Annotated in this window: 13 protein-coding genes; 11 read left to right on the forward strand and 2 right to left on the reverse strand. The window is 62.9% G+C overall.

Annotation, left to right across the window (positions count from 1 at the left end; genetic code table 11):
* Positions 1 to 4 precede the first annotated feature (4 nt).
* From C7I87_RS30605 to C7I87_RS30615, 3 genes are all read left to right on the forward strand, one after another.
* A complete protein-coding gene (locus C7I87_RS30605) occupies positions 5 to 1,162 on the forward strand; it encodes a Gfo/Idh/MocA family protein (RefSeq protein ID WP_149907705.1) in 1,158 nt (385 codons plus the stop codon).
* Positions 1,163 to 1,296: 134 nt separating this feature from the next.
* A complete protein-coding gene (gene mgrA, locus C7I87_RS30610) occupies positions 1,297 to 2,343 on the forward strand; it encodes an L-glyceraldehyde 3-phosphate reductase (RefSeq protein WP_149907809.1) in 1,047 nt (348 codons plus the stop codon).
* Positions 2,344 to 2,531: 188 nt separating this feature from the next.
* Positions 2,532 to 2,936: a Fur family transcriptional regulator gene (locus tag C7I87_RS30615; RefSeq protein WP_149907706.1), complete on the forward strand. Its 405-nt coding sequence runs from the start codon at positions 2,532 to 2,534 to the stop codon at positions 2,934 to 2,936.
* A gap of 21 nt (positions 2,937 to 2,957) precedes the next feature.
* Here C7I87_RS30615 and polA read toward each other — a convergent pair whose 3' ends face one another.
* A complete protein-coding gene (gene polA / locus C7I87_RS30620) occupies positions 2,958 to 5,915 on the reverse strand; it encodes a DNA polymerase I (protein ID WP_188394060.1) in 2,958 nt (985 codons plus the stop codon).
* A gap of 452 nt (positions 5,916 to 6,367) precedes the next feature.
* Between polA and C7I87_RS30625 the strand changes: the two genes are divergently transcribed.
* The 6 genes from C7I87_RS30625 to C7I87_RS30650 all read left to right on the forward strand — a co-directional run bounded on the left by C7I87_RS30625 (position 6,368) and on the right by C7I87_RS30650 (position 10,447).
* A complete protein-coding gene (locus C7I87_RS30625) occupies positions 6,368 to 7,753 on the forward strand; it encodes a M20/M25/M40 family metallo-hydrolase (protein WP_149907708.1) in 1,386 nt (461 codons plus the stop codon).
* 149 nt (positions 7,754 to 7,902) lie between these two features.
* Positions 7,903 to 8,523, forward strand: a complete 621-nt coding sequence (locus C7I87_RS30630) for a ribonuclease D (RefSeq protein WP_149907709.1) — start codon at positions 7,903 to 7,905, stop codon at positions 8,521 to 8,523.
* A gap of 13 nt (positions 8,524 to 8,536) precedes the next feature.
* Positions 8,537 to 8,737 carry a hypothetical protein gene (locus C7I87_RS30635; protein WP_140756330.1) on the forward strand — a complete coding sequence of 67 codons (201 nt, stop codon included), beginning with the start codon at positions 8,537 to 8,539 and terminating at the stop codon, positions 8,735 to 8,737.
* A gap of 108 nt (positions 8,738 to 8,845) precedes the next feature.
* Positions 8,846 to 9,100, forward strand: a complete 255-nt coding sequence (locus tag C7I87_RS30640) for a GlsB/YeaQ/YmgE family stress response membrane protein (protein WP_140756328.1) — start codon at positions 8,846 to 8,848, stop codon at positions 9,098 to 9,100.
* Positions 9,101 to 9,125: 25 nt separating this feature from the next.
* Positions 9,126 to 9,272: a hypothetical protein gene (locus C7I87_RS30645; protein WP_149907710.1), complete on the forward strand. Its 147-nt coding sequence runs from the start codon at positions 9,126 to 9,128 to the stop codon at positions 9,270 to 9,272.
* Between the two features lie 140 nt (positions 9,273 to 9,412).
* Positions 9,413 to 10,447: a lactonase family protein gene (locus C7I87_RS30650; protein WP_246696460.1), complete on the forward strand. Its 1,035-nt coding sequence runs from the start codon at positions 9,413 to 9,415 to the stop codon at positions 10,445 to 10,447.
* A 42-nt stretch (positions 10,448 to 10,489) separates the two neighbouring features.
* On the opposite strand, the gene C7I87_RS30655 is transcribed toward C7I87_RS30650, so the two are convergent.
* Positions 10,490 to 11,029: an inorganic diphosphatase gene (locus tag C7I87_RS30655; RefSeq protein ID WP_149907711.1), complete on the reverse strand. Its 540-nt coding sequence runs from the start codon at positions 11,027 to 11,029 to the stop codon at positions 10,490 to 10,492.
* 91 nt (positions 11,030 to 11,120) lie between these two features.
* Here C7I87_RS30655 and C7I87_RS30660 point away from each other — a divergent pair, with 91 nt between their 5' ends.
* Positions 11,121 to 11,372: a hypothetical protein gene (locus tag C7I87_RS30660; RefSeq protein ID WP_149907712.1), complete on the forward strand. Its 252-nt coding sequence runs from the start codon at positions 11,121 to 11,123 to the stop codon at positions 11,370 to 11,372.
* Between the two features lie 116 nt (positions 11,373 to 11,488).
* Positions 11,489 to 13,762, forward strand: a complete 2,274-nt coding sequence (locus C7I87_RS30665) for a transglycosylase domain-containing protein (protein ID WP_149907713.1) — start codon at positions 11,489 to 11,491, stop codon at positions 13,760 to 13,762.
* The last annotated feature ends 53 nt before the right edge of the window (positions 13,763 to 13,815 follow it).

Raw genomic sequence — 13,815 nt, forward strand, 5'->3', positions numbered from 1 at the left:
CACCATGGCAAAGAAGCTGAGTAATGGGAAACTGGGTATTGGCGTCATCGGCTGCGGCAACATCTCGAAGGCGTATTTCTCACTGGCGCCGCTGTTTCGCGGCATCGAGATGCGCGCCTGCGCCGACATCAACATGGATGCGGCCAGGGCACGGGCGAAGGAATTCAAGCTCCGCGCCGAGACCGTCGAGGATCTGCTCAAGGCCGACGACATCGACATCATCGTCAACTTGACCATTCCGGCCGTGCATTACGAGGTCTCGAAGCAGGTGCTCGATGCCGGCAAGCATGTCTATTCGGAAAAGCCGTTCGTGCTGTCGCTCAAGGAGGGCCAGGACCTCAAGGCGCGGGCCGAGAAGAAGGGGCTGCGCATCGGCTCGGCGCCCGACACGTTCCTGGGCGGCGCGCATCAACTGGTGCGTGAGCTGATCGACGAGGGGAAGCTTGGCAGGATCACCAGCGGCACGTGCCACGTCATGGGCCACGGCATGGAACAGTGGCACCCCAATCCGGATTTCTTCTTCCAGCCCGGCGCTGGACCGGTGCTCGACATCGGACCGTACTACATCACCAATCTGATCCAACTGATCGGGCCTGTGAAGCAGGTGGCGGCCTTCGCGACGACCCCGGCCAAGGAGCGGACCATCAGTTCCAAGCCGCGCGCGGGTGAAAAAATCCCGGTCAACACGCCAACCACCATTCACGGCCTGCTGGAATTCGAGAATGGCGCCGTGGTGACGCTGAACACAAGTTGGGACGTCTGGGCCCACGGCCACGCGCCGATGGAGCTTTATGGCGAGGCCGGAACGGTGTTCGTGCCGGATCCGAACTTTTTCGGCGGCGACGTGCGCTTCACCGAAGAAGGCAAGCCGGTCAAGAAGCTGCCGAAATGGAAGCATCCGCTTGGTATCCCCAATGAGATGCACGGCCAGGGCATGATGGCCAACTACCGCACGGCAGGCCTCGCCGACATGGCATTGGCAATCGCCGAAGGGCGGCCACACCGCTGTTCGATGGAACTCGCGCTGCATGCCGTCGATGTCATGACCGGCCTCCTGCGCTCCGGCGAAACCGGCAAGTTCGTCGCCATGCAGACCACTTGCGAGCGCCCGGCCGCGCTTGGCGTCAAGCAAGCCAAGGATCTCCTGGCCAAGAAGAAATAGGGCGCGGAGATTATCGATAATTTTGCTTTACCCCTCTCCCCGTTCCTCCGGGGAGGGGTTAAAGGATGGATATGGGCATGCTCATCGCCTCTGCGATGACGGTGCCTTGTCCGTTCAAATTCGAGGATTTTCCCATGCCCTATATCGCCGCTGAAAACCGCTACGAGAAAATGATCTACAACCGTTGCGGTCGGTCCGGCCTCAAGCTGCCGGCGATCTCGCTCGGGCTGTGGCACAATTTCGGCGACGACACGCCGCATCGGACCAAGCAGGCGATCGCCCGCAAGGCCTTCGACCTCGGCATCACCCATTTCGACCTTGCCAACAATTACGGACCGCCGCCCGGCTCGGCCGAGACCGCCTTCGGCGAGATTCTGCGCACCGATTTTTCCGCCTATCGCGACGAGCTGATCATCTCGACCAAGGCCGGCTACGAGATGTGGGCAGGCCCCTACGGCGAATGGGGCGGGCGCAAATACATGCTGGCCAGCCTCGACCAGAGCCTGAAGCGGATGAGGCTCGACTATGTCGACATCTTCTATTCGCACCGCTTCGATCCCGACACGCCGCTCGAAGAAACCATGGGCGCGCTCGACCATGCGGTGCGTTCAGGCAAGGCGCTCTATGCCGGCATCTCTTCCTACAATTCGCAGCGCACCCGCGAGGCCGCCGACATATTGAAGCAGCTCGGCACGCCATGCGTCATCCACCAGCCGAGCTATTCGATGTTGAACCGCTGGGTCGAGGAGGACGGCCTGCTCGACACGCTCGAGGGCCTTGGCGTCGGCTCGATCGTGTTCTCGCCGTTGGCGCAAGGCATGCTGACCGACAAATATCTCGGCGGCATTCCCGACGGCAGCCGGGCATCCCAGGGCAAGTCGCTGAAGACAGCTTTCATCAACGACCGCACCATCGCCAACATCAAGGCGCTCAACGCAATCGCCGGCAAGCGCGGCCAGACGCTGGCACAGATGGCTTTGGCATGGGTGCTGCGCAAAGGCCGGGTTACGTCGGCGCTGATCGGCGCCAGCCGGCCCGAGCAGGTGGAAGATTGCGTCGGGGCGCTCAAGGTGCTCGATTTCAGCGACGCCGAATTGGCCGAGATCGATACTTACGCGCGCGAGTCCGACATCAATCTGTGGGCTGCCTCAGCCGAGCGCAAAGGCCCGCCAAGGAAATAGGCGAAGCCAGCTGACAAGGGCGGTGGATGATTCCGCCGGCCTTGTTAACGTGCCGGCACGTCATCGATCGGCCCGGGACAACAACACAAGAGTAGCAAAGACCGCGGTTCGTCGCTATCTGAATGGGATCAGGCCGTTTGCACGCGCAAACAGTCTTCAGGTGGCGCGGGACGGGTTGGAACAGAACCATGGCGGCAAGGGATGTGCTGACGAAAAACCAGTTGTGCGTGCTCGAGAAACTCGAGACCGCCAGCGGGCCGCTCAGCGCCTACACCTTGCTCGACCAACTGCGCGAGCGCGGTTTTCGCGCGCCATTGCAGGTCTATCGAGCGCTCGACACGCTGGTGAAGTCAGGCTTCGTGCACCGGCTGGAAAGCATCAACTCCTTCGTCGCCTGCGCCGAGCCGCACGACCACAGCCATTCGATGACCGCTTTCGCCATCTGCGACAGCTGTGGGCAAGTGACCGAAATGTCCGATCACGACGTCGACCACCGGCTGAACGAATGGGTCAGTTCGACCGGCTTCGCTGCCAAGAAGGCGGTGATAGAATTTCGTGGGACCTGCGCGAAGTGCCGGGCTGAGGCTGCCTAAGGTCTTCTCGTCGGCGGAGCCTCAATGCGCCTCATCCCAATTATTCGCCGCCCGCGCGTCGACATGCAGCGGCACCGACATCGACACCGCCGGCATCGCCGCGTTTTCCATGACCTGACGCACGACCGGGATCGTCGCCTCGACTTCCGCCTCGACCGTCTCGAAGATCAGTTCGTCATGCACCTGCAACAGCATGCGGGCGGACAGCCTGGCCTTGTCCAAGGCTTCCTCCATGCGGATCATGGCGCGGCGGATGATGTCGGCGGCGGTGCCTTGCAGGCGGGCGTTGATCGAGGCGCGCTCGTTGAAGGCCCGTAGCGACGGGTTCGACGATCTGATGTCGGGATAGTGGATGCGGCGGCCGAAGATCGTTTCGACAAAGCCGTGCTCGCGGGCATAGGCCTTGGTCTCCTCGATATAGTCGCGGATGCCGGGGAAGCGCTCGAAATATTTCTTGATGTAGGCGCTCGCTTCCTCGCGCGGGATCGACAGCTGGTTGGCGAGGCCGAAAGCCGAGATGCCGTAGATGATGCCGAAATTGATCGCCTTGGCGCGGCGGCGCACTTCCGACGGCATGCCCTCCACCGGCACGTTGAACATTTCAGACGCTGTGATGGCGTGGATGTCGGCGCCATCAGCAAAGGCCTGCCGCAGCTGCGGGATTTCGGCGACATGGGCGAGCACGCGCAGTTCGATCTGGCTGTAGTCGGCTGAGACCAGCCGGTGGCTCTTGTCGGTGATGAAGGCGGTCCTGATCTTGCGGCCTTCAGCCGTGCGCACCGGAATGTTCTGCAAATTCGGATCGGAAGACGAGAGACGGCCGGTCGTCGTCGCGGCCAGCGCGTAGGAGGTGTGGACGCGTTTGGTTTCGGGATTGACGAAGCCGGGCAGCGCATCGGTGTAGGTCGATTTCAGCTTGGTCAGCTGGCGCCAGTCGACGATCTTGCGCGGCAGTTCGTGGCCCTCGGCGGCAAGGTCTTCGAGCAGTTGCGCCGAGGTCGACCACTGGCCGGTCTTGGTCTTGGAGCCGCCGGGCAGGCCCATGCGGCCGAACAGGATATCGCCGAGCTGCTTGGGCGAGCCGATGTTGATGCGCTCGCCGATGAGCTGGTAGATTTCCTCTTCGAGCCGTGCTGCACCTTGCGCCAGTTCCCCCGACAGCCTGGACAGGATCTGCCGGTCGACCGAAATGCCACGCTGTTCCATGCGGGCCAGCACCGGCACCAGCGGCCGCTCCAGACGCTCATAGACCGAGACCAGGCCCTTGGCGGCAAGGCGGGGCTTCAGCACCAGCCACAGCCGCAACGTCACGTCGGCATCCTCAGCGGCGTGAGCGGTCGCCTTGTCGATGTCGACCTGGTCGAAACCGACGGAGCTCTTGCCGGAACCGGTCACGTTCTTGAGCTGAAGGGGTGTATGGCCAAGCCATTTGTCGGCAAGGGCATTCATGCCGTGGCCATGGGGAGTGCCGGCGTCGAGTACATAGGAGATCAGCATGGTGTCGTCGAACGGCGCGACATCGATGCCGTAGCGGCTCATGATGACCAGATCATATTTCAGGTTCTGCGCGATCTTCAGCACCGACCTGTCCTCAAGCAGCGGTTTGAGCACCGCCAGTGCCTCGCGAAGCGGAATCTGGTTTTCGAGCATGCCGCCGCCAAGCAGGTCGCCGTTGCCGCTCTTGTGGGCAAAAGGAATGTAGCCGGCGCGGCCGGGCGCCGTGGCCATGGCAAGGCCGATCAGTTCGGCCTGCATGGGATCGGTCGAGGTAGCCCTGACGTCGAAGGCGACGATACCGGCCTCCCGCGCCTCGGCGACCCAGGCTTTCAGCGTCGCGATATCGCGGATGCACTGGTAGGCCGACGTATCTATCTTGCGTGTCGCCGCGCTCTCCAGCCGCAATGCGGCCAGGAGCGAAGGGGTGTCACCCTGTTTTGGCTTCTCTGTCGTCTCGGTTTCAGCAGCCTGGCCAAGCTCGGTGCCTGCTCCGTTTCGGGCAACGGGCGGTGTTCCGGCGCCGACGTCGGGGCCATGGGCGTTGTCGGCGCGTTCGACCGTTACGGCGACGGCCTGAACGTCGCCGGCCTCCGTGCCGGTCGCTTCCGCCACGCGGCGGGTCAGCGAGGTGAATTCCATGGTCTTGAGGAAGCCGATCAGCTTCGGCCCGTCGGGGGCATGCAGCACGAAATCGTCCAGCCCGTCGGCCACCGGCACGTCGTTCTTCAGCGTCACCAACTGGCGCGAGATGCGCGCCTTGTCGGCGTTGGCGATGATCGATTCCCGCCTTTTCTCCTGCTTGATCTCGCCGGCGCGTGCGAGCAATCCGTCGAGATCGCCGAACTGCTCGAGCAGTTGTGCCGCGGTCTTTGGTCCGATGCCGGGCACTCCAGGCACATTGTCGACGGAGTCGCCGGTCAGCGCCTGCATGTCGATCATCTTTTCCGGCGGCACGCCCCATTTCTCGATGACTTCGGGGATGCCGATCTGGCGGTCCTTCATCGGGTCGTACATGCCGACCGTGTCGCCGACCAGCTGCATCAGGTCCTTGTCGGAGGAGATGATGGTGGTGTCGCCGCCGGCCTCGCAGGCCAGCCGGCAATAGGTGGCGATGAGATCATCGGCCTCGAAACCTTCCATCTCGACGCAAGGCAGGTTGAACGCCCTGGTCGCCTGGCGGATCAGGCCGAACTGCGGGATCAGATCCTCGGGCGGTGCCAAACGGTTTGCCTTGTATTCGGGATAGAGGTCGTTGCGGAAGGTTTTCGAGGAATAGTCGAAAATCACGGCGAAATGCGTCGGCACAATGCCCACATCGGTGTTGCGAGCATCCTGCATCAGCTTCCATAGCATGTTGCAGAAACCGGAAACGGCGCCGACCGGCAGGCCGTCGGACTTGCGGGTCAGCGGCGGCAGTGCGTGGTAGGCCCGGAAGATGTAGCCGGAGCCGTCGATGAGGAAAAGATGATCGCCTTTTTTCATGCCGGCAGGGATAGCGCGGCGCGGTGGGTTGGTCCATGCCAAAGACATCGCCAGGTATCGGTTCCGTCAACACCCTGACAGATCGGGCCCCTGACAGATCGGAACCCTGACGGATCGGGGTTATACAAGTCTGCTCACGGGCACGTTACAAAAGTGTAACGTTGGCGCCCTTGAATCGCCACGTTCACAGACCCAAATACACGTCATCGGCAGTTTTCGCCGAAGTCCGGAGTAAGGCCCGTCCCCCGCCTATACCGGACAACTGCGGCAGCCTATCCCCCCTCTCCGGGCTGCCGCATCGTTTCGAGTAAAAGGCCGCCGTGGTTCCCCCTCCACCACGGCGGCATTTTTTTGCCCGCGGCGGCCGCCCGGCGCCTTGGTCCAATGTCCCGGGCTTTTCGTTTCGCCGCTCTGCCTTTACGGTTCCGGCACTGAATCGAAAGGCTATGCAAATGTCCGCAGTTTCCCCTGTCCTCGACCGTCTCGACAAGAACCTCGGTCAGAGCCTGGAACGGCTCTTCGGCCTGCTCGGGATCAAGTCGATCTCCACCGATCCGGCCTATGCCGCCGACTGCCGCAAGGCGGCGGAATGGCTGGTGGCGGAACTCAAGCTCATCGGCTTCGACGCCAGCGTGCGCGACACGCCCGGGCACCCGATGGTGGTTGCGCATCATGACGGGCCGGCGGGTGCGCAGCATGTGCTGTTCTACGGGCACTATGATGTGCAGCCTGTCGACCCGATCGAACTGTGGGAAAACGACCCCTTCGCCCCCGCGATCAAGGAGGTCGGACCTGGTCACAAGATCATCACTGGGCGCGGCTCGGCCGATGACAAAGGCCAGCTGATGACCTTCGTCGAAGCCTGTCGCGCCTGGAAGCAGGTGCACGGCGGTCTGCCGTGCCGCGTCACCATCCTGTTCGAAGGCGAGGAGGAATCCGGTTCGCTCTCGCTGAAGCCGTTCCTCGAGGCCAATGCCGAGGAACTCAAGGCCGACTTCGCGCTGGTGTGCGATACCAGCATGTGGGACCGCGACACGCCGTCGATCTGCGTCGGGCTGCGCGGTCTGGTCGGCGAGGAGATCACGGTGAAGGCCGCCGACCGCGACCTGCATTCGGGCCTTTACGGCGGGGCTGCCGCCAACCCGATCCGCATCCTGGCCAAGGTGCTGGCCGACATCCACGACAAGGACGGGCATATCACCATCCCGGGCTTCTATGACGGTGTCGAGGAAACGCCCTCGCAGGTGCTGAAATCATGGGAGACGCTGGGCGAGACGGCCGAGACATTCCTCGGACCTGTCGGCCTGTCGATCCCGTCAGGCGAAAAAAGCCGCTCGGTGCTGGAGCTGACCTGGGCCCGGCCCACGGCCGAGTTCAACGGCATCATCGGCGGTTACACCGGCAAGGGCTTCAAGACGGTGATTGCCGCGGAAGCATCGGCCAAGGTCTCGTTCCGCCTTGTCCATAAGCAAGACCCGGCCAAGATCCGGGCTGCGTTTCAGAAATTCGTCAAGGAGCGTATTCCGGCTGACTGTTCGGTCGAATTCCACGCGCATGGCGGTTCCCCGGCAATCCAGCTTTCCTATGACTCGCCCTTCCTCGCCAAAGCCAAGACCGCGCTTTCCGACGAATGGCCAAAGCCCGCGGTGACGACCGGCAGCGGCGGCTCCATTCCGGTGGTGGGCGACTTCCAGACCTACCTCGGCATGGAATCGCTGCTGGTCGGCTTCGGCCTCGACGACGACCGCATCCACTCGCCCAACGAGAAATATGAACTCAGTTCCTTCCACAAGGGCCAGCGCTCCTGGGCGCGCATTCTGGATGCGCTGACACGGTAAGACGAACAACCCTGGAGGGCGGAAAATCAACTTTCTGTTGATTTTTCCGCCGATCACGGCGAGGACGGGTCGACAGCGCAATGTGTCGGAGCGCGTGTGCGCTTCTTCGATGGATGCGCGACGCCGAAGGCAGCGACCCGGAGAAGACGATGAGCGATATCCGCTTCCATAAAAACGATCTGCCTGACCTGTCCCGCTACAATGTCGCGGCGGTGGCCATCGATACGGAAACGCTCGGCCTCAACCCGCACCGCGACCGGCTCTGCGTGGTACAGATTTCGCCTGGCGACGGCAGCGCCGATGTCATCCAGATCACGCCGGGCCAGAAAAAGGCACCGAACCTCGTCAGCCTGCTGAGGAACCGCACCATCACCAAGCTGTTCCACTACGGTCGCTTCGACCTCGCCGTGCTCTACAATGCGTTTGGCGTGATGCCCGAGCCGGTATTCTGCACCAAGATCGCCTCGCGGCTGACGCGCACCTACACCGACCGGCACGGGCTGAAGGACATCTGCTTCGAGCTTCTCGGTGTCGGCCTGTCCAAGGCGCAGCAATCGTCGGATTGGGCGGCCGAAACACTGTCGCCCGAGCAACTCGAATACGCGGCCTCGGACGTGCTCTATCTGCATCGGTTGCGCGACGTGCTGGCCGGGCGGCTGGCGCGAGACGGGCGGACGAAGGAGGCGGACGCCTGCTTCCGCTTCCTGCCGACACGGTCCAAGCTTGACCTGATGGGCTGGGCCGAAGAGGATATCTTCGCCCATAGCTGAAAAAAGGGATGAGATGGCGGACAGAAAGCCGATATCGACCGCGCCGACCGACGGCTCCAAGGTCACCGTCACCTGGAAGGACAGCGACGGCGTCCTCAACGAATCCATAGCGCAGTACCGCGACGGCGGCTGGTGGGTCTACACCGACAGCCATACGCAAAAGAAGGTCGAGCCGACCAGCTGGCGGCCCACTGCCGGCGACGACGACCAGTGAGCGCGCCGCTGGCGAGGCCGGGGGCTTTCGCATAGGCTGAAGTCGTTGATATCGAGGCCGATTCGGAGCCTTCCGCTCCGCACGCCCTCTTGCTCGGGGGAAACCGCTATGGGTGCCGAAAGCCTTCTCGTCTTCATCATCATTGGTGCCATCGCCGGCTGGCTCGCCGGTCTTATCGTTTCGGGTTTCGGCTTCGGCCTGATCGGCAACATCATCGTCGGCATCGTCGGCGCGTTCATCGCCGGCTGGCTGTTCCCGCGGATCGGCTTCTCGATCGGCGGCGGCATCATCGCCTCCATCATCCACGCCACGATCGGCGCCATCATCCTTTTGGTTCTGGTCAAGGTCCTGAAACGAGCCTGAGGCTCGGCACGGCAAAGGGCGCGCCATGAAGCAGAACACACTCTATCTCATCATTGGCGCGCTCGTCGTCGTGGTCATCGCGCTGGGCGTCTTCGTCTACCGCGAGCAGACCAGGCCGAAAGGCGTCGAACTCAAGATCGACGACAAGGGCATTTCGATCCAGCAGAACTGAGCCTGCGCTCGACTGGAATGCCGTTTTGATTCTCCGGATGGCGGGCAGCTTTGGTCGACAAGCGCGACGGGGTCGGCGGCCCGAAATCCAGGGGCTGCGCGGGGGCGTCAATGGTCCGGGTCTGCAAGACGGATCTTCCAATGCTCGATCTCGGTGGGAGTTGCACGACGATAGCTCCGGTCGCATTCAGGGCCAGCCAAGCAGTTCGGGCAGCGCTTTCGGCTATGGGACGCACCGAGGATCTGCGCTTTTCGCCCGACAACCGGCTGCTGGCGATCGCGGCCTTCGCGCGCAAACGCTGTCTGCTCCTGCGTATCGATGTCGAGATGTGGCCTGATGGCCCAGAGATTACCATCCATGATTTCATGGAACTGAGGTCGGACGACATCGGCGAGGTCCACGGCCTCGATTTCATCGATGACAAGACCCTGGTGGTTGCCAACCGCGACGGGCAGCTTGCGATATTTGCCCTGCCCGTGGAAAGCATGGCGGGCCAGCATCGGGAAATCACCGCGCTTCGGCGGATCGACGGCAAGCCTTTCTGCAAACTCAGGACACCGGGCTCGGTCGTCGTCCGGCGCGAGTCCGGCGGCCGTATCAGCCTGCTGGCCTGCAACAATTATACGCATCTGGTCACCCGGCACGTGGCCATACGCTGGCTGGGCTATCGGACGGTCAAGAACCAGCCATTGCTCAGGAACGGCCTCGATGTACCCGACGGGATCGCAGTCAGCCATGACGGCCAATGGATTGCCGTCAGCAGCCATGGCACCAGGGACGTGAAACTTTACCGGACGTCCTCGTCGCTTGGGCCAAAGAGCGAGCCCGTCGGCATCCTGCAAGACGCCGGCTTTCCACATGGCCTGCGCTTCACCAGGGATGATCGGCATATCCTCGTGGCCGATGCCGGCAGCCCGGCGGTGCATATCTATGAACGCGGCGACGGCTGGGCCGGGCGTCGCCGCCCGACGCATTCAGTCGGCGTGCTCGACGAGGAGACCTTTCTGCGGGGCAGGGCCAGTGTCGAGGAAGGTGGCCCGAAGGGTCTCGACATCGACCGTTCGAACAGTGTCGTCGCGGTCACCTGCGAGGAGCAGTCGCTGGCCTTCTATCCGATGGCGTCGATTGTCGGAAAGACAAGGTGGGGGCTCGAACCTAGTATGGCGCGCCTTTAAGCGCCTGATCTATCGGAACAAAGCACCAGAAAGTGGCCATGCCTACTTGCGCAGCCTGGCAGCAAAGGCCTTCATGCCCTTCCTGATTGCTCTGTGCGCCTCATCGGCATCCTGCCAGCCTTTGAACTTGATGGTTTTGCCGGTCCCAAGCACCGACGACAGAAAGAACTGTTCGATCTCGCGCCTGAGATGCTCCGGCACATGGTCCGCAGCCACCGGCTCGTCCGCAGCGTCTTCGCGGTGAGGACAGAAGACGTAACGGTCGTTGCGCAGGGCCTCGCCGCCCTGATCCTTCTGCTTGACCCGCAGCGCACCCAAAAGGTTGCATTTGATGACGGTGCCGGCACCCGTGGCTGCCTGATGGATGACTAGTCCATCCAGTGGATCGCCATCGTCCCCCAATGTGGAGGGAATAAAACCCCAATCGTAGGGGTAGGTCATTCCGACCGGTAAAGGGCGGACATAGCCGAATACCTGGGTAGCCGGCTCATACGCTACCTTGGCCGCGGCACCGCGCGGAGTTTCGACGACGACCCTGACAAGGCCCTTCGTCGTCGTCGGCAGCTTGAGGTAGTCGGGCATGAGGCGCCTCTGTCGCGTTCCGGATGGTCCGGGATTGGAACTCCAAGGCGCAATGAATGTTCCGAAGAGCAGGCCTAGGAGATTCCAGGAGATGACAAAGGCTTCTTTGCACTTGCTCAAGGGCGTGGGTTATTTGATTTCAACCCTGAGCGTTGTGCTGCTGGCCATCGTCAGTTGGTCAAGCGCTTCCAAAAGCCCGCTGCTGACCACCTGTCTGCTTGTCGGCGCGGCGGCTTCGATCACCGGCATGTTCTGCCGATGGCTGACCTATGAGATCGAAAAACGCAGGGAAGGCAATAAGGGCGCTCGTCGGGATCAACAGGTGACGGGAGAAGAGGATTAACAAATTCCTAACGGATTTCAACGGTTTGGCCGGAGGCCTGCTTAACCCGCCCTTAAATCGCCGCATCTACTCTTCAACCCGAGCGCCATTGGCACCGGGGACATCAAGCGCAGCGCATGGCGAACCGCAGAGACAGTCGCATCGAGCCCAGCTTCGAGGGGCCGCCACGGGCGAGATCCCAGACGGGTCTTTCGGCTAGCGAGGAGGACCGCGTCGTGCCGAGCAACCGCAAAGCCTCCGCCAAACGCAAATCATCGAAGGGGAAATCGTCGCGGTCCAGACGCGGTGGAAGCGGGCGTGGCCTGTTCGGCGTGCTCGGCCGGTTGGTCTACTGGTGTTTCGTGCTCGCCATATGGGGCGGCATCGCGGTGGCCGGCGTCGTCATCTACTATGGCGCCAAGATGCCCGCGGCCACGACCTGGTCGATCCCCGACCGCGCGCCCAATATCAAGATTGTCTCGGCCGATGGGCAGTTGTTGGGTAATCGCGGCATGAGCGGCGGCGAAGCCGTCGGCCTGCACGAAATGTCGCCCTATATTCCCGAGGCGGTGATCGCCATCGAGGACCGCCGTTTCTATTCGCATTTCGGTGTCGATCCGATCGGCCTGTCGCGCGCCATGGTGACCAACCTCATCGGCGGGCACTTCTCGCAAGGTGGTTCGACGCTGACGCAGCAATTGGCCAAGAACCTGTTCCTGAAGCCCGACCGCACGCTGGAACGCAAGGTGCAGGAGGTGCTGCTGGCGCTATGGCTGGAGCACAAACACACCAAGGACCAGATCCTCGAAATGTACCTCAACCGGGTTTATTTCGGCTCCGGCGCCTATGGCGTCGAGGCGGCCTCGCGTCGTTATTTCGGCAAGAGCGCGCGCGACGTGACCTTGTCGGAAGCCGCACTCCTGGCTGGCCTGCTGAAGGCGCCCTCGCGGCTGTCGCCGGCGCGCGATCCCAAGGCCGCCGAGGAGCGCTCGCAGCTGGTGCTCGCCGCCATGCGCGAGGAGGGCAAGATCAGCGAGAAGGAGCTGAAGACGGCGCTCAGCGCGCCGGCGACGCGCTCGCCTTCTTACTGGACCGGCTCGGAAAACTATGTCGCCGACACCATCATGGAAGAACTGCCCGACCTGATCGGCGACGTGCGCGGCGATATCGTCATCGACTCCACCGTCGACCTGAACCTGCAGAAACTCGCCGAACAGTCGATCCGCAAGCTGATCGACGACAGCGGCAAGAAGCTCAACGTCACCCAGGGCGCGCTGGTATCGATCGACGATTCCGGCGCGGTGCGCGCCATGGTCGGCGGCTACGACTATTCGACCAGCCAGTTCGACCGCGCCTCCGAGGCGCGCCGGCAGCCTGGCTCGGCGTTCAAGCCGTTCGTCTACATGGCGGCGCTCGAGGCCGGTCGCACGCCCGACAGCATCCGCAACGACGCGCCGATCAAGATCGGCAACTGGACGCCCGATAATTACGGCGGCAAGTACTTCGGCAAGGTCACCCTGGCGACGGCTCTGGCCAAGTCGCTGAACTCGGTTGCCGCGCAGTTGACCATGGAAGTCGGGCCGAACGCGGTGGTGGAAGCCGCGCACCGCATGGGCATCCAGTCCGATTTGCAGGCGAATACCTCGATCGCGCTAGGCACGTCGGAAGTGACGCCGCTGGAACTGACCTCGGCCTATGTGCCCTTCGCCAATGGCGGCTACAAGCCCGACATCCATTTCATCCGCCGCATCACGACCGCCGAGGGCAAGGTGCTTTACGACGCTGCCGGCGGCGCCGCACCACGTGTCGTAAAACCCGAGATCGTCGGCATGATGAACTCGATGATGACCGGCACGGTCGAGATCGGCACCGCCAAGAAGGCGGCCTTCGCCTGGCCGTCGGCCGGCAAGACCGGCACCAGCCAGAATTCGCGCGACGCCTGGTTCGTGGGTTACACCGCCAATCTCACCACCGGCGTGTGGTTCGGCAATGATGACGGCACGGCGATGAAGAAGGTCACCGGCGGCGCACTGCCGGCGCAGGCCTGGCATGAATTCATGGTCGCCGCGCATGAGGGCGTGCCGGTTCGGCCGCTGCCCGGCACCTGGAAATCGACGCCGGCGGACACCATCGTGCCCGACGACATTCCCTCGGCCGACAACAACCAGCCGGCACCGGTTCCGTCGGTTTCGGTTGGACAGCAAGCGCCGGCCGCGCAGGCGGCGGCACCGGCGACGCCAGCGCCGGTCCGCGCGGCGCGGCCTGCCGAGACTGTCGATGCCGATGGCTTCAACATGCCGGCGGATGGCGGAACCACCGCTTCGGTCGGCCATCCGGTGCCGCCAGGCAGCGTCGGCGGTCCGCTCAAGAAGCGGCAGACCTCGATCCTGGATATTCTTGGCGGCGGCTGAGCGGCCGCTACAGCATGTCGCGGCGAATAGGATTCGCCCGACCTGCTGTAAGC

This window comes from Mesorhizobium sp. SARCC-RB16n (genome assembly GCF_008520305.1).
Classification (GTDB): domain Bacteria; phylum Pseudomonadota; class Alphaproteobacteria; order Rhizobiales; family Rhizobiaceae; genus Mesorhizobium.

Coding starts and splice junctions, on each gene's coding strand:
- C7I87_RS30605 (WP_149907705.1), top strand. CDS start 5: ATGGCAAAGAAGCTGAGTAATGGGAAACTGGGTATTGGCGTCATCGGC.
- mgrA (WP_149907809.1), top strand. CDS start 1,297: ATGCCCTATATCGCCGCTGAAAACCGCTACGAGAAAATGATCTACAAC.
- C7I87_RS30615 (WP_149907706.1), top strand. CDS start 2,532: ATGGCGGCAAGGGATGTGCTGACGAAAAACCAGTTGTGCGTGCTCGAG.
- polA (WP_188394060.1), bottom strand. CDS start 5,915: ATGAAAAAAGGCGATCATCTTTTCCTCATCGACGGCTCCGGCTACATC.
- C7I87_RS30625 (WP_149907708.1), top strand. CDS start 6,368: ATGTCCGCAGTTTCCCCTGTCCTCGACCGTCTCGACAAGAACCTCGGT.
- C7I87_RS30630 (WP_149907709.1), top strand. CDS start 7,903: ATGAGCGATATCCGCTTCCATAAAAACGATCTGCCTGACCTGTCCCGC.
- C7I87_RS30635 (WP_140756330.1), top strand. CDS start 8,537: ATGGCGGACAGAAAGCCGATATCGACCGCGCCGACCGACGGCTCCAAG.
- C7I87_RS30640 (WP_140756328.1), top strand. CDS start 8,846: ATGGGTGCCGAAAGCCTTCTCGTCTTCATCATCATTGGTGCCATCGCC.
- C7I87_RS30645 (WP_149907710.1), top strand. CDS start 9,126: ATGAAGCAGAACACACTCTATCTCATCATTGGCGCGCTCGTCGTCGTG.
- C7I87_RS30650 (WP_246696460.1), top strand. CDS start 9,413: ATGCTCGATCTCGGTGGGAGTTGCACGACGATAGCTCCGGTCGCATTC.
- C7I87_RS30655 (WP_149907711.1), bottom strand. CDS start 11,029: ATGCCCGACTACCTCAAGCTGCCGACGACGACGAAGGGCCTTGTCAGG.
- C7I87_RS30660 (WP_149907712.1), top strand. CDS start 11,121: ATGACAAAGGCTTCTTTGCACTTGCTCAAGGGCGTGGGTTATTTGATT.
- C7I87_RS30665 (WP_149907713.1), top strand. CDS start 11,489: ATGGCGAACCGCAGAGACAGTCGCATCGAGCCCAGCTTCGAGGGGCCG.